Raw genomic sequence first — 18,977 nt, forward strand, 5'->3', positions numbered from 1 at the left:
GATCATGACCAAGCAAGCGGCGCAGCGGCTCATCGAACCGTTCTACGACCTGTTCCGCAGCAAGCGGCGGGACTGGGACGCCGGGTTCGCCGTCCTGGCCGACGACTGGCGCTCGTACTACACCAACGGGCGCTACCGCACCAAGGCCGAGACGCGGCCGTACATCGAGGGCCTCTTCGACCTGGTGCCCGACATCAACGTGGAGATCCTCCACCTCAGCGTCGACGGCGTCCACGTCGCCGTGCGCAGCGAGCTGTCGGGTACCCCGGCCGGCGACTTCATGGTCCCGCACACCGGGCGCTCGTTCAGCATCATGACCATCGACGTGCACGAGATCGGCGGCGACGGGCGGCTGTCGGTCCTGCACCACCTCGAGGACTGGGGCACCGCGATCCGCCAGTTGCAGGGTTCGGACTCGTCGCAGGAGGAACAGTGAGAATTCTCGTCATCGCCTCGAACTACGGGGTGTGGGCCGAGGAGCTGCAGGGGCCGTGGGACGCGCTCAAGGAGGCCGGCCACGACCTCACGCTGGCGACCTACCTCGGCAAGACCCCGCTGCCCGGCGTCATCAGCATGGACCCGCAGTTCGTCGACCCGATGCAGAAGGTGAAGATGAACCCGCCGGAGCTGCTGGCGCGGGTCAACCAGATCCTCGACACCGGCGAGTGGGCGGACCCGATCCGCACCCGCGACGCCGACATGGGCGACTACGACGCGCTCGTCATCGTCGGCGGGGCCGGGTCCGCGCTGGACGTCGCCGGCAGCGGGCTCGTGCACCGGCTCGTGCTCGACGCCTACAAGTCCGGCAAGACGATCGGCGCGCTCTGCTACGCCGTCGCCGCGCTCGCCTTCACCCGGGACCCGGACGACGGCATGCGCTCCGTGATCCACGGCCGGCACGTCACCGCGCACCCGCACGCCTGGGACTTCGTCGAGGACCTGGAGTACGACGTGGTCCGCGCCACCCCGGACAACCCGCGGCTGCAGCTGAGGACGAGCGGGTTCGTGTTCCCGCTGCAGTACATGGTGCAGGACGCGGTCGGCCCGGACGGGACGGTCGCCTCGGACCCGAGGACCTCCCGCGAGCACCCCAGCGTCGTGCACGACCACCCCTTCGTCACCGGGCTCTCGGTCGAGTCGGCGCAGGCGTTCGGCGCCAAGCTCGTCGAGGTCCTGTCCAGAGATCCGGTGAGCGCTCATGCCTGATCTCCCCGCTCCGCACACCAGCTCCTTCACGCGCGGCGACCTCACGGTCCACACGTTCACGGCGCCCGACGAGTTCCTCGCCGACTCGACCCATGTGCTGGAGACCGCCGACGCCCTGGTGGTCATCGACGGGCAGTTCGTCGCGCCCTACGCGATCGCCTTCCGGCGCTTCGTGGACGCGCTGAACAAGCCGATCCGCAAGCTGTACCTCAGTCACGCCCACGTCGACCACTGGTTCGGCCTCAGCACCGCCTTCCCCGACGTGCCCGTCTGGGCCGCCGAGGCGACGATCGAGGAGCTGCGCCGCACCGGGGAGGCGCAGCGGGCCGAGCGGCAGGCGCAGTACGGCCCGTTCGTCCCCGACGCGGTCGTGATGCCGCAGCACGTGGCCGAGCCCGGCTTCGACACCGTCGACGGGGTCGACTACCGGCTCGACGTCGTGCGCGACGCCGAGTGCCCGGCCCAGCTGGTGCTGACCCTGCCCGGGCACGGCGTCACGATCGCGCAGGACCTCGTCTACAGCGGCACGCACGTGTACGTCACCCGCGACGCCGCCAACACCGTCGCGCTGCTGCGGGTCATGGCCACGTCCGGCTCCGACGTGTTCCTCGCCGGGCACGGCCCCGTCGCCGACGCCGCCGAGGTGCTGCACAACGCCGACTACCTCACCTTCGCCGAGCAGCGCCTGGCCCACGACGACCCGGCCGCGTTCCGCGAGGCGCTGCTGGCCGCCTACCCGCAGCGGCGCTGCCCGCAGCTGCTGGACATCTTCATCCCGCGCCTGTTCGAGTCGTCCACCGTGGAGGTCAACCCGTGAGCAAGAACGTGTTGTGCGTCGTGTCGGAGCACGGGTTCTGGGCGCAGGAGCTGCTGCTGCCCGTCGACCGGCTCGAGGCGGCCGGGATCAGCGTGCACTTCGCCACCCCGACCGGCGCGCAGCCGCTGCCGGACGGCGGGAGCCTCGACAGCTCCTATGTGGACCCGCCGCTCGGCCGGCCGGTCACCTCGCCCGAGATGGGGGAGCGGGCCCGGACCACGGACTGGGAGACGTACTTCAAGGACCGCCAGAACCTCGCCGCGATGCTGCCGGTCCGGCCGTACCTGAGCTCGGGCAGCTACATCGCGGCGATGGAGGAGTACTACGACCGGCGGCAGGCGGCCTGGGACGCGATCGTGCCGCGCTACGACGCCCTGCTCCTCGTCGGCGGCAGCGGCCCCATCGTCGACATGGTGAACAACCCGCGCGTGCACGACCTCGTGCTCGGGTTCCACGCGGCCGGCAAGCTCATCGCCGCCGAGTGCTACGCGGTGACCTGCCTGGCCATGGCCCGTGAGCTCGACGACCGGCGCCCGATCATCGAGGGGCGGCACGTCACCGGGCACACCATGGAGTACGACTACACCGCGGGCTGGGCCGTGACCGCCAACGGGGCGCCGCTGGTGTTCGGGGCGCCGCCGTTCTCGCTGGAGTACATCCTGCGCGACGCGGTCGGGCCGCACGGGCGCTTCCACGGCAACGTGGGGCACCGCTGCTCCGTGATCCTCGACCACCCGTTCCTGACCAGTCGCTCGGTGGGCGAGAGCGACCTGTGCGGCTCCGTGATGGTGCGGGCGCTGACGGAGGACCTGCGGGTCTACGGCTTCGCCGATGCTCTCGTCTGATCACTCCCTCAGCGCTTTGAAGGCGCTGGAGCTGCTCGGCGCCCGCACGCCGCACCCGGACGACGTGCGGGCCGAGGTGCTCGCGCTCTGGCCGGCCGGGGGACCGGTGCTGGCCCTGGCCGGGGCGGTGCTGCGGCTGAACATGGTCGGCGGGGCCGGGGACCTGCTCGGCCCGACCCTCACGGCGATGGCCTCGCGGGCGGCGACCCGCGAGGAGCACTTCATGACGATCGCGGTCGCCGACGAGTGCTCCTGGCCGGACAGATCCACAGTGGACAGGTCGATCGCGTTCTTCCGGGCCATGCAGCGCGAGGACGGCACCTTCGGCCCCGACCCGCTCGACAACGCCATCGCCGCGAGCGCCCTGCTGCGCATCGGGTGCTCGCTGCGCGACCCGTCCACCGTGGGCAAGCTGCTGCTGGAGTCGCTCGACGGCGATCTCTGGCTGCGGTACTGCGCGATGCGCGCCCTGTCCCTGCTGCGCATGACCCCGATGCCGTTGCCCGTGCCCGTCGCCGACACCATGCCGGCCGACGAGCTCTACCAGCGGCTCAGCATCGCCGAATGGCTGACCGGGCCCGTCTTCGCCGCGGCCCGCTCCGGCGACCTCGACGCCCTCGCCCGCTACCTGCGCGGCGGCGGCGACCCGGACCTCCGCGACCCGCGGGGCTGGACGCTGCTGTGCGCGGCGGCGGTGCGGGGACGGGCCGCGGCCGTCCGGATGCTGCTGGACGCGGGCGCCGATCCCGGCCTGCGGGTCGCCGACGCCGACGCGCTGCCGGTCTTCTGGGCCGCGCAGCACGGCGACCTCGCCACCGTGCGGGCGCTGCTGGAGCGCCACCCCGAGCACGCCCACGCCACCAGCTCGGTCAACGGCCACACCGTGCTGCTGCAGGCGGTCTTCTTCGGCAGCGCCCGGCACCGCGACCTCGTCGCCTGGCTGCTCGAGACCTACGACCCCGCGGCGCTGCTCGTGGCCTGCAACGTCCGCGGCTACACGGCCCGCACCATGGCCCAGCTGTGGCACAACGAGCCCATCCTGGCGCTGCTGCCCGACCTGCCGCTCGCCGGGGAGCAGGCCGCCTACCGCGCCCGGCTCCTCGCCTCGATCGCCGGCGAGCCGGACCCGCCCGTCGACGCGCTCGTCGCCGCCCTCGCCGACCCGCGCGACGAGGCCCGCATCGCCGCCTGCCTCGACGCGCCCGGCCTCGACCTGAACCGCCAGGGCGGCCCGCTCGGCCAGACCCCGATCATCGCCGCGGTCACCGGCACCGACCCCGACGCGGAGACCGCCGCCGCCCGGCTGCGCGTGGTGCGCGACCTGCTGGCCCGCGGCGCGGACCCCGATCGGCCCGAGCGGCACCCGATGGCCGTCGACGCCGTCATCCGGGCCGCCGTGCTCAACCACTTCGCCTGCCTGCGGGCGATCGCCGAGCACATGCCGCCGCTCGCCTTCGCCGCCGCGCTCAACGAGCGCCCGGCGATCAACGGCCAGACGGCCCTGGACGACACCGTGCACCGCGCACTCACCGCCCCACCGTCCACCGTGGACAGCCATCTCGAGCAGATCCGCTGGGCCGTGGCGCACGGCGCCCGCGCCGACATCCCCGACCACACCGGCGTCACCCCGCTCGGCCGGGCCACGGCGGCGCTCGCCGACCCGGTGCTCAAGCCGCACGCGGCCGCCGTCCTCGCCGCCCTCGGCGCGCCCGCCGATCCGTCCCGGGATGCTCACTGCGGGTAGTCGGGTCGGCGGGGCCCGGTCCTGGTCGGCTAGCATCGATGCGTGCCGAGACACGGGGAGGTCGGCATGGCATCACCCATCGATCCGGCACATCCTGATCAGGGCGGCCCGTCTCGCCGCCGCCGCCGAGCCCGGGCAGTGGACAGGCCCCGGGCCTCCGCCCGCACCCGGCTCCGCCTGCGATTCCGCCCGCGTGGCGTGCGAGCACGAGCCGGTCGGCGGCTCGTCGCGGGGCTGCGTATAGGTTGACGGGGGTCGTACGGGACCGAACGATGCCCTCCGCGTGCGGCGCGGCCCGAACCGGGCTCATCCGGGACGGGTGCCGCGCGCCGCGCCGGGTATGGGGCACGAGCCGTGCGGGGATTCCGTGTCGGCGCGGGAGCGCGAGGGCTTCGGAGGGCACATGTCGTACCGCTGGGAGATCTGGACCGACGGGCCGTCGCGGTTATCGACGGCGGCCGAGGGGGCCGGCCGCCTGCTCGAGACCATGCGCGCCCTGGCCGGCGCGTTCCCGGGGGAGGCCGACACCGTGCGGATGACCCCCGGTGGCGACCAGCTGGCCGTCGCGGACGACGCGACCGCCGAGCTGCTGCGCGAAGCCCTCGCCGCGGGCGGCAACACCGGCGTCGAGGCGCTCGGGCTCGGCCGCGGGCGGCTCTGGATCACGTGGCGCGACCCCGATGCGGGGCGGCCCGGGGCGCGGGCGCAGCTGCGGATCGGGACCAAGCCGCTGATGAACCCGGTCCTCGAGGAGCGGCTGAGCGCCATCGCCGCGCTCGTCGCCGAGGCCGGGCGGATCTGGGCGGCCGACTACGCCTGGATCGACCTCGCGCACGTGCGGCAGGACTGGAACCACCACCGCCGCGGGCTGCCCGTGTTCTCCGTGGCGACCTGGCTGCGGGACACGGCCGCGCGGGTGGACACCGCCGGGCTCGACGTGGACACCACCGACGTCGGCGGCGGGCGGCTCGTCACGCTGCGGGTGCCGCCGGCCGCGGTCGGCAACGACGAGGACGGCGCGGTGAGCGGCGGGCGGGCGCTCGTGCGGGCCCTGGCCGCTCGCACGGTGCTGGCCGACGGGCGCCCGCTGCTGGAGGCCAACCCCGCCCTGGCCGACTGAGCCCCGGGGTCGCGGACCGTATCGGTGCCCTGCCGCGCGAGTGCGTCCCGGCGCACCCTATCCTGAGACCATGGTCGATATGTGGGTCAGCCTTGTCTGAGGTGTCGGCCGCGTGCATCTCCTGTGTGGACGCGATCGTCGCCATCGTGCGCAAGGTCACCCCGCCCGAGGCCGTGCGTTCGGTGCTGCTCGCCGAGGTCGACGATCACTACACGGGCGCGCGCATGGAGTTCCACTCGGCGAGCGGGCCGCTGGACAGCAGCGGCTGGGTGGCGTTCGCCGACCCGTGGACCGACGAGCTGAGCGACACGCTCCTCGCGCTGCGCGCCGCCATGGTGGCCCGGGGCAGCCCGTCCCGGTTCGGCCTGACCTTCACGGTCGAGGGGGACGGGGGGTTCGACGTCAGCGTGACGTACGAGATGCCCGCGGATCTTCCGTGGATCCACTGACCGGCGCGGCGAAGAACGCGGCGAGCGGCTCCACGATCGAGGCCGGCGCCCGGTTGATGCCGTCGTGCCCGCTGCGGGCGACCGGCAGCACGCGCGCGTGCGGCAGGGCGTCGGCGAGGGCGGCGTTGAGCGGGGCGTAGTACGGCGGCCCGGCGGCCCCGTAGGCCAGCAGCACCTCGGCCCGCACCGCGGCCCAGCGCGTGGCCGGGCCGTCGGCGAGGCGGATCTGGTTCGACTCGTCGAGCGTCGTGGCCAGCAGCCCGCCCATCATCCGCCCGATCGACGTGCGCAGGAACAGCCGGGAGATCGCGATCCGCATCCCCAGGGGCAGCCGGGACGTCGCCGCGTGCGTGTTGAGCCCGGCGCCGGTGAGCGCCATGGCCAGCGGGGTGTCCCCGGCCCGGGCCGCGGCCATCGCCGCGTCGAGCCACGCGGCCGGGAAGAGCCCGTCGATGCTGACGGCGGCGTCGTAGAGTGCGAGCCGCCGGATGGGCAGCCGGAGGGCGGCCTCGAGCGCGATGAACCCGCCGGAGCTGTGCCCGATGACGTTGCCCGCCCCCGTGTGCGCGAGCACCGCCCCGAGGTCGTCGATGTCCTGCTCGAAGGTGTAGGGCTCGCGGCGCGGGCCGGCGTCCTCCCGCCCGCGCCGGTTGTAGCGGTGCACGGTGAACCGGTCGGCGAGCCGGTTCGCCAGCCGCTGGTAGATGCCGATCGTGACCCCGCCGCCGTGCACCACGACGATGCCGGGCCCGCTGCCGACAGTGTGCACCACGATGTCCACCCCGTCGGGCGCGACGATCCGCTGTTGCATGCCTCCCCCTCCCGTAGGATAACTGCGAACGATGTTAGCAGTTATCCGGCCGTGGGGCCAGGGTCCGCGGCCGGCCCGGGTGCGGGGACGCCGGGCCGGCGCGCGTGACGGATCAGCGGATGACGCGGCAGACCAGCGCGTCCGACGCGCCGCGGGACGCGCTCATCACCACGTCCGGCGTCAGGTACTTGCACGCCAGGTACGGGTCGCCGCTGCCCACGTACTGCAGCGGGCTCGAACCCGTGTAGCAGCGCAGCCCGCTGCTCTCGTAGAAGCCGATCCACGCCGTGGGGTAGCGCGAGTGGCAGTAGTCGCCGATGGACAGCGGCCCGAAGGCGACGTCGACCGTGGCGGCGTGGGCGGGGGCGGCGAAGGCGACGGTGGCGGCGCCGGCGAGGACGGTGCCGGCGGCGAGGGTCAGGAGACGGCGCATCTGCATGACGGGAATTCTCGGCAGAACAAGTGGCGCCCATCAATGGCTGCCGAGCCGCCATATGCAAAAGAGGAGCACATGTCGCTCCTCCATTCTTAACGTATACCGCAGGTGGGGGCTTGCGGCAAGGCCCCGGTGGCGGCGCAGAATCGGCGGTCTCGCGCCAACAAGGGGGAATTCGCGCATGACGGAAGTGTTCGCGCTGTCCGAGCCGGCCAAGGACGATCCGGCGCTCGTCGCCGCCGACGAGCAGCACTTCGCGGCCATCGCCGCGCGGCTCGGGCAGGTGACCGCGCAGCTGCAGGCGCGGCTCGACGCCGAGCGCCGGGCGCCCGGCGGGATCGGGCAGGCCGCGATGGACCGGGACCAGGAGGTGTACCGCCTGACCGCCCGCCTGCGCACCCTGCGCCGCTACAGCCTGGACCTGTGCCTGGGCCGGATGGTCGCCGAGGACGGCGGCGAGCCGGTCTACGTCGGCCGCCTCGGGCTCACCGGCGCCGACGGCGGCCGGCTCCTGCTCGACTGGCGCTCGCCGGCCGCGGAGCCGTTCTTCGGCGCGACCCACGCCAACCCGATGGGCCTGGCCAGCCGGCGCCGGTACCGCTGGACCCGCGGCCGCATCACCGACTACTGGGACGAAGTGTTCACCGCCGCCGGGCTGGAGGGCCACGCGGCGCTGGACGACCAGTCCGCGTTCATCGCGAGCCTCGGCGGCGACCGCTCGGCCCGGATGCGCGACGTGCTCGGCACCATCCAGGCCGACCAGGACGCCATCATCCGGGCCGGCTCCGGCGGCGCCCTCGTCGTGGACGGCGGGCCGGGCACGGGCAAGACCGTCGTCGCCCTGCACCGCACCGCCTACCTGCTCTACGCCGACCCGCGGCTCGGGCACCGCCGCGGCGGCGTGCTCTTCGTCGGCCCGCATCAGCCGTACCTCGCGTACGTCTCCGACGTGCTGCCGAGCCTCGGCGAGGAGGGGGTGCGCACGTGCACGGTCCGGGACCTGGTGGCCGAGGGCGAGGCGGCGGCGGCCGAGGCGGACCCGCGGGTGGCCCGGCTCAAGTCCTCGGCGCGGATGGTCCACGCGATCGAGGAGGCGGTGCGGTTCTACGAGCGGCCGCCCACCAAGCCGATGCTCGTGGCGACCGAGGACGCCGACCTGCGCGTGACCGCCGACGACTGGGCCGGGGCGTTCCTGGCGGCGGAGCCGGGCATCCCGCACAACGAGGCCCGCGAGCTGGTCTGGGCCGAGCTCGTCGCGATCCTGGCCGACCGGCAGGAGGCCGACCCGCGGGAGCTGCGCCGCAACCGGGACCTGGGCTCGGCGTTCGGCCGCGCGTGGCCCCTGCTCGAGGCGGCGGACCTGGTCGGGGATCTTTACGCGGTACCGGCCTATCTGCGCAGGTGCGCCCCGTGGCTCAGCGACGAGGAGGCACACCTGCTGCGGCGATCGGAACCGTCGGCGTGGACGGTCTCGGACCTGCCGCTGCTCGACGCGGCCCGCCAGCGCCTCGGCGACCCGGACGCGGTGCGGCGCCGGCACCGGCAGTCCGCGGAGGCGGCCGTCGAGCGGGCACGGATGCGCGAGGTCGTGGACGGCATCGTCGCCGTCGCCGACGACGAGTACGGTGCCGGGCTGGTCTCGATGCTGCGCGTCGAGGACTTCCACGATGCCCTCGTCGACGAGGCCGGGCTCACGCGGGCCGACCCGGACTCGCTCGCCGGCCCGTTCGCGCACATCGTGGTCGACGAGGCCCAGGAGCTCACCGACGCCGAGTGGCAGATGCTGCTGCGGCGCTGCCCGTCACGCAGCTTCACCATCGTGGGGGACCGGGCCCAGGCGCGGCACGGGTTCGCCGAGTCGTGGCGGCAGCGGCTGGAGCGGGCCGGGTTCGACCGGATCGAGCTCGCGTCGCTGACCGTCAACTACCGCACCCCGGCCGAGATCATGGCCGAGGCGGAGCCGGTGATCCGGGCCGCGCTGCCCGACGCGAACGTGCCGGTGTCGATCCGCCACGGCGGGGTGCCGGTCACGTACGGTACCGCGGCCGCACTGCCGTCCATCGTGGACGAATGGCTCGCCGGGCACGCCGGGGGCGAGGGCGTCGCGTGCGTCATCGGCGCCCCGCTGTTCCCGGGCACGGACCGGGTGCGCTCGCTCACCCCGGAGCTGTCCAAGGGGCTCGAGTTCGACCTGGTCGTGCTCGTCGACCCGCAGGCGTTCGGCGAGGGCGTCGAGGGGGCGGTCGACCGGTACGTCGCGATGACCCGCGCCACCCAGCGCCTGGTCATCCTGACGAGCTGAGCGGCTGCGCCCCGAGCGCCAGCACCAGGCCGTCGTCGTGGTGCTTGACGTCCCCGGGCCAGTCGAGGTCCGCGGACACGACGAGCTCGGCGCAGGCCCGGTCCGACCAGTGCAGCACCCCGCGGATCGGCAGGCAGCCGGTCAGCCGGCCGGTCCGGGGGTCCTCCACCATCGGCCAGCCCCGGGTGCGCAGGTGCGCCGCGACCGTCGCGGCGATCGCGTCCGGGGACTGGCCGGTCTCGCTCCAGAACTCGATCAGCTCGGTGCACACGCCGGTGCCGGTCGTGCAGTCGATGGCGACCCGCCGGTTGCGCAGGGCCGCGGGGAACGGCACCAGGTCGTTGCGATCGATGCCCACGTCGCCGGAGCCGGGGCGCTGCCCGCCGGGGCCGCCCGCGACGATCCCGGCCAGGCACAGCAGCACGAGGGCGCCGCCCGCGCCCGCGAGCAGGACCGTCCTGCGCCGCTCGGGACCGGTCGCGACCACCCGGGCGGCGAACGCGGCGATCCAGGCGACGAGGGCCAGCGCGAGGTACGGCAGCAGCCAGTCGGTCTGCGGCGGGCGCAGGGAGTCCGGACGCTGCGTGGAGAACAGGACGAGCCCGCAGAACGCCGCCAGCAGCGCCCCGGTCACGGCCGCCCCCGAGCGCCAGGCCGGGGCGATCAGCGCCGCGATGATCGGCGGCGCCACGAGGAACAATGCGGTGGTGAACCACTCGCCGACCGGCCCGGCGGTGAACCAGGCCGTCCACAGCGCGGTGGCGAGCGAGACGGCGGCGGCGCCCCAGCGCCAGTGACGAGCGAGCACGGCGCATTGGATCACCCCGCCCGGTTGCGGCGCCAGAGAAATTTCCGGCCGGGCGTGCAACCCGGTGGAGGGCCACGACCGTGAGTAGCGCATGACGGATCGGGACACGGCATTCGCCGAGTACTTCGCCGCGCGGTCGGACGCGATGCGCGGCACGGCGTTTCTGCTGTGCGGCGACTGGCACCGGGCCGAGGACCTCACCCAGACGGCGTTCACGAAGCTGTACCTCGCCTGGAACCGGGTCTCGCGGCACGAGGTGCTCGACGGGTACCTGCGGCGCACGCTCGTGCGCACGTACCTCGACGAGCGGCGGCTCGGCTGGTGGCGGCGCGTGCGCACCAGCGACACGCCGCCGGAGCCGCCGACCGTGGACACCGGGCCCGAGGAGCGGGTCGCGGTGCTGGCCGCCCTGAGCGCGGTACCGCCCCGGCAGCGCGCCGTGCTGATCCTGCGCTACTGGGAGGACCTCTCCGTCGAGGAGACCGCCGAGCTGCTCGGCTGCTCGGCGGGCACGGTCAAGAGCCAGGCGGCCCGGGGACTGCAGGCCCTGCGCGCCCGGCTGAGCCCGACGTTCACCACCGACTGACCACCGCTGCGACGAAAGAGCGCGAACATCATGGACGAACTGGAGTTCCGGGCCTCGCTGCGCGATGCCCTCGACCACACCACCGCGCCGCCGAGCATGCCGCCGGGCGGTGCCCTGCAGGCCGGCCGCCGCGCGGCCCGGCGCCGCACGCTCGCCGCCGGGGCCGCCGGGGCCGGCGTGCTCGCCATCGTCACCGCGCTCGGCCTGGTGGTGGCCACCGCCGGCTCGGGCGCCCGGCAGGCCGCCGGCCCCGGCGCCCCGAGCCCCGCCCCGCTGGCCAGCGGCAACGGCCCCAGCGTGAGCGTCACCCCCAGCCCGGTGCCGATCGGGACCGGCGGGGAGACCAAGCCCGTCTGGCCCACCGGCGTGGACGGCTCGCCGCAGGGCGACCGCACCGCCCGGGCCGGCCGCAAGGCCGACGCCGCGAAGGCCCTCGCCGCGCACGTGATCTCGCTGGTGCCGGCCGGCTACACCGCCGTTCCCGACGCGCCGATGAACATCGTGCAGGCCCAGTTCGAGGACAAGGTCGGCGGCCAGGACCGCTGGAGCTACCTGGTCACCCTGGAGATCCGCAAGGGTGCCACCGCCGGGCAGCTGATCGTGGAGGTGTACGAGCCGGGCCTGCGCCCCGGCGCCGGCCTGTGCGACCTGATCTTCTGGTCCGCGCCGGGCACCTGCACGACCGTGCAGTCCGGCGGCCAGACCGTCGCGCTGTCGACCGGCGGCAAGACCGACGACCGGCTCGACAAATGGTCGACGTACCGCTACCCCGACGGCACGACCGTCTACGTCGCGCAGTCCCGGCAGGGCAACTTCTCGCCGGAGAACACCGCCCCGCCGCTGACCGAGCTGCCCTTCGACGACCAGCGGCTCGCCGCGCTCGCCCTCGACCAGGCCTTCCACATCGTCGCCTGAGTGCCCGCACCGGCGGCGGCACCCGGGTCGCCCGGCCCGGGTGCCGCCGCCGTATCGTGCCGCCCATGACCGAACCCGTGCAGACCCGCGGCGAGCAGCGCACCGAGCTGCTGGCCGTCGACACCAACCACGACGGCGTCAACGACGTCCTCGCCATCGACACCGACGGCAACGGCAAGGCCGACCTGTTCCAGCTCGACAGCGACGGCGACGGCCAGGTGAACGTCACCATGGCCGACCTGGACGAGGACGGCGTCATGGACACGAAGGCCGACGGCGACGGCGGGCACCCGCTGCCGTAGCCGGCGCACCCCGCCACCACCCGGCCGAGGGCCGCCCCCGCCGCACCGGAGGCGGCCACCCGTGGTCGGTACGGACCTCCTTAGGCGGACAGGGTGAGGTTCTGGAACGTGGCGGTGCCGTTGAAGGTGTTGACGCCCACGGCGCCGGAGCCGTAGGTCCCGTCGGAGGCGTCGATCACCTTGGTGCCGTTGAGGTACACGGCGATGCTCGGGCCGCGGGCGACGACCTTGAGGTGGTACGTGCGGCCCTCCAGGATCGGGGTCGCGAAGACGGCGATGTCCCGCCCGGGGCGCCACAGTTTCACCAGGCCGCCGGTGTCGATGTTCGCGGTGTAGTGCTGGGTGCCGTCGGCGCCGGCGCGGAAGGTCAGGGCCGCGGCCACGCCGTTGACGACCCGCACGTCGCCCTCGTAGGTCAGGTCCGCCGCCGTCGAGCCGCTGAGGTAGAAGGCGTCGCCGCCCGCGTTGCCCTTCAGGCCCGTGCCCGGCACGGTCCAGGTGCCCGCGGCCGGGTGCCAGGGGCCGGCCAGGTTGGTGCGCAGGCCGACGCCGTTCAGGGTCGGGCCGGCCAGGACCCCGGTGCCGTGGAAGACGTTGAGGCCCAGGCGGCCCGAGGTGTACGTCGTGTCCGTGGCGTCGACCACGGGACCGGTGCTGTGGTCGAGGTACACGCGGATCCTCGGACCCGTCGTCACGACCTTGAGGTGGTAGAAGCGGCCCGTCGCGATCGGGGTCGCGTAGGTGGCGATCTCCCGGCCCGGGCGCCACAGCTTGACCACGCCGGTGGTGTCGATGTTCGCGGTGTAGTGCTGGGTGCCGTCGGCGCTGGCGCGGAACGTCAGGGCGGCGGCGGTCCCGCTGACGACCTTGACGTCGCCCTCGTAGGTGAAGTCGGCGGCGGTGGTGCCGCTGAGGTAGAACGCGTCGCCCGTCGCGGTGCCCTGCTTGCCGCCGGCGGTGTCGCTCCACGCGCCGCCCACCGCGCTCCACGGGCCGGCCAGGTTGCCGTCCAAGGTGGACTCGGCGGTGCCCCAGGCCCTGCCCAGGCGGTAGAACTGCAGGGAGACCAGGTTGACGGTGCCGCCCTCGGCGTACACCTGGAGGCCCTGGCTCGCCGGCGCGGAGTTGAAGCCGACGTTGTCGCTGACCGAGAGGCGGCCGTCGTTGCCGAAGACCTCCAGCTGCCCGCGGTCGACGAGCACGCGCATCCTCACCCGGCCGTTCACGGGCGCGAGGGCCCGGCCGTACAGCGTCTGCGCCGCCCGGTCGTAGCCGACGGCCCGGTCGTAGGAGCCGTCGGCGCGGGTGTGCAGCCGCAGGCCGAACGCGCTCGCGGTGGCGCCGCCGACGTCGAACTCGGCGGTCACCTCGTAGGTGTCGGCGGTCGCGACCGCGAGCGGGCTGCCGGCGCCGACGGCCCGGTTCGCGTAGAACACCCCGCCCGAGCGCAGGGTGGATATCTCGCCGATCGGGTTGCGGGTCAGGCGCACGCCTTCGGGGAACGTCCTCAGCGCCAGCTCCGCCGGGAAGGTCTGGTCGCCGGTCCACGTGCTGCCGTGGTTGCCGGGCTGCCAGCTCATCTGGATGCGCCGCCCGTCGGGGACCCCGGTGAAGGTCTGCCCCGCGTAGAACGTGCCGTCGGGGGTGTTCGCGCCCATGTCCATCCGCTGCGGCGACGACCAGTCGGAGCGCAACGTCGTGCCGTCGAAGGTGCCGATGACGTACTCGCCCGAGGCGTCGGTGAGCACCCACTTCTGGTTCGCGGTGTTGCCGTCCACGGCCAGCGGGAACATGTCCGGGCACTCGAAGAACCAGCCGGCCGGGAAGCGGCTCGCGAAGGTCCAGTCGAGCAGGTTCGCCGAGGTGTAGAAGGAGGCGCCATTGCCCCCGCCATCGTTACTGCCCCCGCCGTCGTTCCAGACAACCATCACCCACCGGTTCGAGGCGGCGTGCCAGAACACGTGCGGGTCGCGGCTCGTCCCGCTCGGCACGGCGACCTTGCGTCCGTGGTCGAAGCTCTGGAACGTCTTGGCGCCGTCGGTGCTGTAGTGCACGGTGACGCCGTTGGTGCCCGCGAACACGAGGATCGGGTCGTCGTCGCCGGACTTGAGCCCGGTGACGTTCGCGGTGTCGACGACACCGTTGCCCGACCACAGGTCGCCGGGGTGCACGCCGGGCTCGAGGGCGATCGGGCGCTGGGTCCAGTGGACCATGTCGGGGCTCGTGGCGTGGCCCCAGTGCATGGTGTCCCAGGCCAGGCCGTGCGGGTTGTGCTGGAAGAACAGGTGGTAGGTGCCGCGGTAGTAGACCATGCCGTTCGGGTCGTTCATCCAGCCGGCGCGCGGGCTGAAGTGGAACTGCCCGCGCAGCGGCTCGTCGTACGCGGTGGCCGGATACGGAAACTCGGGATAGTCGGCGACGGTGCCCGCGGAGGCGGCGGCGGGCGGCAGCGCGACGAGCGCGGCCACGGCCAGCAGCAGCCCGGCGGCGCAGGACAGCAGGCGTCTTCTCATGGTGGCCCTCCCGGTGGCGGCCGGAATCGCGAACTCGCCTTTGACAACGTTGTCAAAGTCGGCCCGCTGGAGCCGCGGCCAGAAGCCGCGGCCCGGTACGTCAACGTTGTCAGTGTTCGCCTTGCTGTGACGATGGTCAATATGTTCGGGGCGAGGATCGGCCGGCGCGGCCCCGGCGTCGCCGCCCGGGGGCCCGCGGGACGGGGCCGGGGCAGCGCTGCGTAACTTTCATGGACCTCGTCATCGGGTCCGGAAGCGCTTCGACCGGGAGCGCGGTTGTCAGCCATCGATGGATCTCCGAAGCCCCGGGGGCTGTCCCGCGGTGAGCTTGATCGACATTTCCGGGTCGGGGGATTCGTGGCAGCATCCTCAGCCACGTGGAGCCCTCACGTGGGGAGACGGGCGTTCTGGCGAAAGCTGATCTTCCGGGGGCTCCACGCCGCCACCCCTCCCGAGGCGTCACCCGGATCTTCGTGGCGTAAGTTTCAGGCCCGCTACCAGGCACTTACGAGGTGAACGCGGTCCTCGCCGACGATCACCTTGACGCGGTCCCGGGACGGTACGGACGGTAATCGCACTTCGATTCCGACCCGTCAATGTTAGGAGAGTCGATGAGGCGCAAGATCGCCCTCATATCGGCCGCTGCCGTCGTGGCGACCGCCGGTACCGTCGTGGTCGCCAATCAGGCGTTCGCGGCCGCCGGGTGTTCAGCCAAGTACACGATCGTGGGCTCATGGCCGGGCGGGTTCCAGGCCCAGGTCGACGTCACCAACCTCGGTGACGCGCTCACCAGCTGGAACGTCGGCTGGGACTTCGGCAACAGCTCGCAGACGATCACCCAGATCTGGAACGCCAACAAGACCCAGTCCGGTGTGCACGTCAACGCCACCAGCCTGAGCTACAACGGCAACGTCGCCACCAACGGCTTGATCTCGTTCGGGTTCACGGGTGCGTGGAGCGGCAGCAACCCGGCCGGGACCAACTTCACGGTCAACGGCACCGCCTGCACGGGCGGCACCACCGGCGGCCCGTCCTCGCAGTCGCCGTCCCCGTCGACCTCGCCGTCGAACCCGGGCAACGGCGCGCCGAGCGTGACGCTGACCAGCCCGACCACCGGCTCGACGTTCACCGCGCCGGCCACGATCAGCCTGGCCGCCAACGCGAGCGTCACCGGCAGCACCATCAGCAAGGTCGAGTTCTACAACGGCACGACGCTGCTGGGCACCGACACCACCGCGCCGTACACCTACAGCTGGGCCAACGTCGCGGCCGGCAACTACTCGGTGAGCGCGAAGGCGTACACCGCGGCCAACCAGACCGCCACCAGCTCCTCGGCGGCGATCAGCGTGACGACCGGCGGCGGGAACAACGGCACCCACGTGGACAACCCCTACGTGGGCGCCAAGGTCTACGTGAACCCGGACTGGTCGGCCAAGGCCGCCGCGGAGACCGGCGGCAGCCGGATCTCCAACCAGCCCACCGGTGTCTGGCTGGACTCGATCGCCGCCATCACGGCGCCGGCGGGCTCGGGCTACACCACCAGCATGGCCAAGCACCTGGACAACGCGATCGCCCAGGGCGCGACGGCGGCGCAGTTCGTGATCTACGACCTGCCCGGCCGTGACTGCGCGGCGCTGGCCTCCAACGGTGAGCTCGGCCCGACCGAGATCGACCGCTACAAGACCGAGTACATCGACCCGATCGCCGCGATCGAGGCGAACCCGAAGTACGCGGGCATCCGCATCATCAACATCATCGAGATCGACTCGCTGCCGAACCTCGTGACCAACGCGGACGGCCAGGCCGGCGCCACGGCGGCCTGCGCGACGATGAAGGCCAACGGCAACTACGTGACGGGCATCCAGTACGCCCTGAGCAAGCTGCACGCCGCGGGCACGAACACCTACAACTACATCGACGCCGCGCACCACGGCTGGATCGGCTGGGACAGCAACTTCACCCCCTCCGCCCAGCTCTTCGCGAGCACCGCGAAGGGTGCCGTCGGTGGCGTCAACACGGTCGACGGCTTCATCACCAACACGGCGAACTACTCGGCCCTGTCCGAGCCGTGGGTGCAGCCGACGACCACGGTCGGCGGCCAGAACATCCGCCAGTCGAAGTGGGTGGACTGGAACCAGTACACCGACGAGCTGACCTTCGCGCAGGCCTTCCGCAACCAGCTGGTCTCGCAGGGCTTCAACTCGAACATCGGCATGCTGATCGACACCTCCCGCAACGGCTGGGGCGGCTCGGCCCGGCCGACCGCGGCGAGCACCTCGACCGACGTCAACACCTACGTCGACCAGTCGCGCATCGACCGGCGCATCCACGCCGGTAACTGGTGCAACCAGAGCGGTGCGGGTCTCGGCGAGCGTCCGCGGGCGACCCCGGCCGCCGGCATCGACGCCTACGTGTGGATCAAGCCCCCGGGCGAGTCCGACGGCTCCAGCTCGCTGGTCCCGACCGGCCCGAACAACCCGGGTGGCAAGGGCTTCGACCGCATGTGCGACCCGACCTACACGGGCAACGGCCGCAACGGCAACAGCCTGAGCGGCGCGCTGCCCAACGCCCCGGTCTCCGGTGCGTGGTTCTCCGCGCAGTTCCAGCAGCTGATGCAGAACGCGTACCCGGCGCTCTAGCCGGCCGCGGCGTCACGCAACGCCACACGGCTCCACCGCACGTCAGGAGGGCTCCCGGTCACCCGGGGGCCCTCCGCCCTTGCCGCGGACGTTTCAGCGGGCGATCGTGCGGTACAGGGGCAGTCGTGAAGCCTTTCGTGGTGGTGGCCAACCGGCTGCCGGTGGATGCGAGCCCCGGTGGCCTGGTCAGCGCCCTGCACCCGATCGCCCGCAGCTCCGGCGGGGCGTGGGTGGGCTGGACCGGTGAGCCCGACGAGCGGCCCGAGCCGTTCGAGCACGAGGGCGTGCGCATTCACCCCGTCGAGCTCAGCGGCGACGACGTGGACCGGTACTACGAGGGGCAGTCCAACTCGACGATCTGGCCGCTGTTTCACGACAGCGTCGAGCCGCCGGTGCACCGGCGGGCCTGGCGGGTGGCGTACGAGCAGGTCAACCGGCGCTTCGCCGAGGCCGCCGCGGCCGCCTCGGCGCCGGGGGCGACGGTCTGGGTGCACGACTACCAGCTGCTGCTCGTGCCCGGGATGCTGCGCGAGCTGCGGCCCGACCTGCGCATCGGGTTCTTCCTGCACATCCCCTTCCCGCCGGTCGAGCTGTTCATGCAGCTGCCGCGGCGGGCCGACTTCCTGCGCGGGATGCTCGGGGCGGACCTGGTGGGCTTCCAGCAGCCGCTCGCCGCGCAGAACTTCCTGCGCCTCACCGCGCAGGTGCTCGGGCTGCGGCCCGACGGTGAGCGGGTGGAGTACGAGGGCCGCACGGTCACGGCCCGGGCGTTCCCGATCTCGATCGACGTGGCCGAGATCGAGGCGCTGGCGGCCGACCCGGCCGTGCAGGACAGTGCCCGGCGGCTGCGCAAGGACCTGGGCGGCGACCGCCGGCTGCTGCTGCTCGGCGTCGACCGGCTCGACTACACCAAAGGCATCGACCAGCGCATCGAGGCCTACGGCGAGCTGCTCGCCGACGGCATCATCACCAACGACGAGGCCGTCCTGGTGCAGGTCGCCACCCCGAGCCGGATGCGGGTCGACCACTACCGGCAGCTGCGCGAGCGGGTCGAGCGCGAGGTGGGCCGGATCAACGGGGAGTTCGGCGACGTCGGCCGGGTGCCGCTGCACTACCTGTTCCAGTCGCGGACCCGGGCCGAGCTCGTCGCCCTCTACCTCGCCGCCGACATCATGCTCGTCACCCCGCTGCGCGACGGGATGAACCTGGTGGCCAAGGAGTACGTGGCGGCCCGCCGGGACGAGGGCGGCGCGCTGGTGCTCAGCGAGTTCACCGGCGCCCACTCGGAGCTGAGCGAGCTGTGCGGCGGCGCGTTCTCGGTGAACCCGTACGACGTCGACGATCTCAAGCGCGGCATCGCCTCGGCGATCGCGGCCGGCCCCGAGGACCTGGCCGGGCGGATGCGCCGGATGCGCGAGCAGGTGCGGGCGCACGACGTCGACCGGTGGGCCCGCGCGTTTCTCGACACGCTCGGGTGAGACGGG

General features: G+C 73.1%; 17 protein-coding genes. 13 read left to right on the top strand and 4 right to left on the bottom strand.

All coding sequences use genetic code 11. The features are described 5' to 3' along the window. Nucleotides 1-4: 4 nt before the first annotated feature. From ACQP2P_RS19710 to ACQP2P_RS19740, 7 genes are all read left to right on the top strand, one after another. The gene (locus tag ACQP2P_RS19710; RefSeq protein WP_433617990.1) at nucleotides 5-436 is read left to right on the top strand and encodes an ester cyclase; all 432 of its coding nucleotides are present in this window, start codon (nucleotides 5-7) and stop codon (nucleotides 434-436) included. Then, a complete protein-coding gene (locus ACQP2P_RS19715) occupies nucleotides 433-1,206 on the top strand; it encodes a DJ-1/PfpI family protein (protein ID WP_433617992.1) in 774 nt (257 codons plus the stop codon). The genes ACQP2P_RS19710 and ACQP2P_RS19715 overlap by 4 nt, the downstream gene beginning before the upstream one ends. After that, the gene (locus ACQP2P_RS19720; protein ID WP_433617994.1) at nucleotides 1,199-2,023 is read left to right on the top strand and encodes an MBL fold metallo-hydrolase; all 825 of its coding nucleotides are present in this window, start codon (nucleotides 1,199-1,201) and stop codon (nucleotides 2,021-2,023) included. The genes ACQP2P_RS19715 and ACQP2P_RS19720 overlap by 8 nt, the downstream gene beginning before the upstream one ends. Then, nucleotides 2,020-2,868: a type 1 glutamine amidotransferase domain-containing protein gene (locus ACQP2P_RS19725; RefSeq protein WP_433617995.1), complete on the top strand. Its 849-nt coding sequence runs from the start codon at nucleotides 2,020-2,022 to the stop codon at nucleotides 2,866-2,868. The genes ACQP2P_RS19720 and ACQP2P_RS19725 overlap by 4 nt, the downstream gene beginning before the upstream one ends. Next, nucleotides 2,855-4,612, top strand: a complete 1,758-nt coding sequence (locus ACQP2P_RS19730; RefSeq protein WP_433617997.1) for an ankyrin repeat domain-containing protein — start codon at nucleotides 2,855-2,857, stop codon at nucleotides 4,610-4,612. The genes ACQP2P_RS19725 and ACQP2P_RS19730 overlap by 14 nt, the downstream gene beginning before the upstream one ends. A 403-nt stretch (nucleotides 4,613-5,015) precedes the next feature. Continuing rightward, nucleotides 5,016-5,732, top strand: a complete 717-nt coding sequence (locus ACQP2P_RS19735; RefSeq protein ID WP_433617998.1) for a hypothetical protein — start codon at nucleotides 5,016-5,018, stop codon at nucleotides 5,730-5,732. A gap of 92 nt (nucleotides 5,733-5,824) precedes the next feature. Then, on the top strand, nucleotides 5,825-6,181 hold the full coding sequence (locus tag ACQP2P_RS19740) for a hypothetical protein (protein ID WP_433618000.1): 357 nt from the start codon (nucleotides 5,825-5,827) through the stop codon (nucleotides 6,179-6,181). On the opposite strand, the gene ACQP2P_RS19745 is transcribed toward ACQP2P_RS19740, so the two are convergent. Beyond that, nucleotides 6,135-6,992 (bottom strand): alpha/beta fold hydrolase, encoded by an 858-nt coding sequence (locus ACQP2P_RS19745; protein WP_433618001.1) that lies wholly within the window; start codon nucleotides 6,990-6,992, stop codon nucleotides 6,135-6,137. The genes ACQP2P_RS19740 and ACQP2P_RS19745 overlap by 47 nt on opposite strands. Before the next feature lie 112 nt (nucleotides 6,993-7,104). Continuing rightward, nucleotides 7,105-7,431: a hypothetical protein gene (locus ACQP2P_RS19750; RefSeq protein WP_433618003.1), complete on the bottom strand. Its 327-nt coding sequence runs from the start codon at nucleotides 7,429-7,431 to the stop codon at nucleotides 7,105-7,107. 178 nt (nucleotides 7,432-7,609) lie between these two features. Here ACQP2P_RS19750 and helR point away from each other — a divergent pair, with 178 nt between their 5' ends. Next, complete coding sequence (gene helR, locus ACQP2P_RS19755) at nucleotides 7,610-9,730, top strand: RNA polymerase recycling motor ATPase HelR (RefSeq protein ID WP_433618004.1); 2,121 nt, start codon at nucleotides 7,610-7,612, stop codon at nucleotides 9,728-9,730. On the opposite strand, the gene ACQP2P_RS19760 is transcribed toward helR, so the two are convergent. Next, complete coding sequence (locus tag ACQP2P_RS19760) at nucleotides 9,714-10,538, bottom strand: hypothetical protein (RefSeq protein WP_433618006.1); 825 nt, start codon at nucleotides 10,536-10,538, stop codon at nucleotides 9,714-9,716. The two genes, helR and ACQP2P_RS19760, sit on opposite strands and share 17 nt — an antisense overlap. Nucleotides 10,539-10,629: 91 nt before the next feature. Here ACQP2P_RS19760 and ACQP2P_RS19765 point away from each other — a divergent pair, with 91 nt between their 5' ends. The 3 genes from ACQP2P_RS19765 (at nucleotide 10,630) to ACQP2P_RS19775 (ending at nucleotide 12,341) form a co-directional block, all read left to right on the top strand. Next, entirely contained in the window at nucleotides 10,630-11,124 is a 495-nt protein-coding gene (locus ACQP2P_RS19765) for a SigE family RNA polymerase sigma factor (RefSeq protein WP_433618008.1), read from the top strand. Between the two features lie 30 nt (nucleotides 11,125-11,154). Next, nucleotides 11,155-12,039, top strand: coding sequence for a hypothetical protein (locus ACQP2P_RS19770; RefSeq protein WP_433618010.1), 885 nt, complete (start codon nucleotides 11,155-11,157; stop codon nucleotides 12,037-12,039). Nucleotides 12,040-12,104: 65 nt separating this feature from the next. Then, a complete protein-coding gene (locus tag ACQP2P_RS19775) occupies nucleotides 12,105-12,341 on the top strand; it encodes a hypothetical protein (RefSeq protein ID WP_433618011.1) in 237 nt (78 codons plus the stop codon). Nucleotides 12,342-12,421: 80 nt separating this feature from the next. Here ACQP2P_RS19775 and ACQP2P_RS19780 read toward each other — a convergent pair whose 3' ends face one another. Next, nucleotides 12,422-14,854, bottom strand: coding sequence for a GH32 C-terminal domain-containing protein (locus tag ACQP2P_RS19780; RefSeq protein WP_433618013.1), 2,433 nt, complete (start codon nucleotides 14,852-14,854; stop codon nucleotides 12,422-12,424). A gap of 611 nt (nucleotides 14,855-15,465) precedes the next feature. Between ACQP2P_RS19780 and ACQP2P_RS19785 the strand changes: the two genes are divergently transcribed. Continuing rightward, nucleotides 15,466-17,493, top strand: a complete 2,028-nt coding sequence (locus ACQP2P_RS19785) for a glycoside hydrolase family 6 protein (protein ID WP_433618015.1) — start codon at nucleotides 15,466-15,468, stop codon at nucleotides 17,491-17,493. Nucleotides 17,494-17,618: 125 nt separating this feature from the next. After that, complete coding sequence (locus ACQP2P_RS19790) at nucleotides 17,619-18,971, top strand: alpha,alpha-trehalose-phosphate synthase (UDP-forming) (RefSeq protein ID WP_433618017.1); 1,353 nt, start codon at nucleotides 17,619-17,621, stop codon at nucleotides 18,969-18,971. Nucleotides 18,972-18,977 lie beyond the last annotated feature (6 nt).

It is taken from the genome of Dactylosporangium sp. CA-139114, from assembly GCF_050955725.1.
GTDB lineage: Bacteria > Actinomycetota > Actinomycetes > Mycobacteriales > Micromonosporaceae > Dactylosporangium.

Coding starts and splice junctions, on each gene's coding strand:
- ACQP2P_RS19710 (WP_433617990.1), top strand. CDS start 5: ATGACCAAGCAAGCGGCGCAGCGGCTCATCGAACCGTTCTACGACCTG.
- ACQP2P_RS19720 (WP_433617994.1), top strand. CDS start 1,199: ATGCCTGATCTCCCCGCTCCGCACACCAGCTCCTTCACGCGCGGCGAC.
- ACQP2P_RS19730 (WP_433617997.1), top strand. CDS start 2,855: ATGCTCTCGTCTGATCACTCCCTCAGCGCTTTGAAGGCGCTGGAGCTG.
- ACQP2P_RS19735 (WP_433617998.1), top strand. CDS start 5,016: ATGTCGTACCGCTGGGAGATCTGGACCGACGGGCCGTCGCGGTTATCG.
- ACQP2P_RS19745 (WP_433618001.1), bottom strand. CDS start 6,992: ATGCAACAGCGGATCGTCGCGCCCGACGGGGTGGACATCGTGGTGCAC.
- ACQP2P_RS19750 (WP_433618003.1), bottom strand. CDS start 7,431: ATGCAGATGCGCCGTCTCCTGACCCTCGCCGCCGGCACCGTCCTCGCC.
- helR (WP_433618004.1), top strand. CDS start 7,610: ATGACGGAAGTGTTCGCGCTGTCCGAGCCGGCCAAGGACGATCCGGCG.
- ACQP2P_RS19765 (WP_433618008.1), top strand. CDS start 10,630: ATGACGGATCGGGACACGGCATTCGCCGAGTACTTCGCCGCGCGGTCG.
- ACQP2P_RS19770 (WP_433618010.1), top strand. CDS start 11,155: ATGGACGAACTGGAGTTCCGGGCCTCGCTGCGCGATGCCCTCGACCAC.
- ACQP2P_RS19775 (WP_433618011.1), top strand. CDS start 12,105: ATGACCGAACCCGTGCAGACCCGCGGCGAGCAGCGCACCGAGCTGCTG.
- ACQP2P_RS19780 (WP_433618013.1), bottom strand. CDS start 14,854: ATGAGAAGACGCCTGCTGTCCTGCGCCGCCGGGCTGCTGCTGGCCGTG.
- ACQP2P_RS19785 (WP_433618015.1), top strand. CDS start 15,466: ATGAGGCGCAAGATCGCCCTCATATCGGCCGCTGCCGTCGTGGCGACC.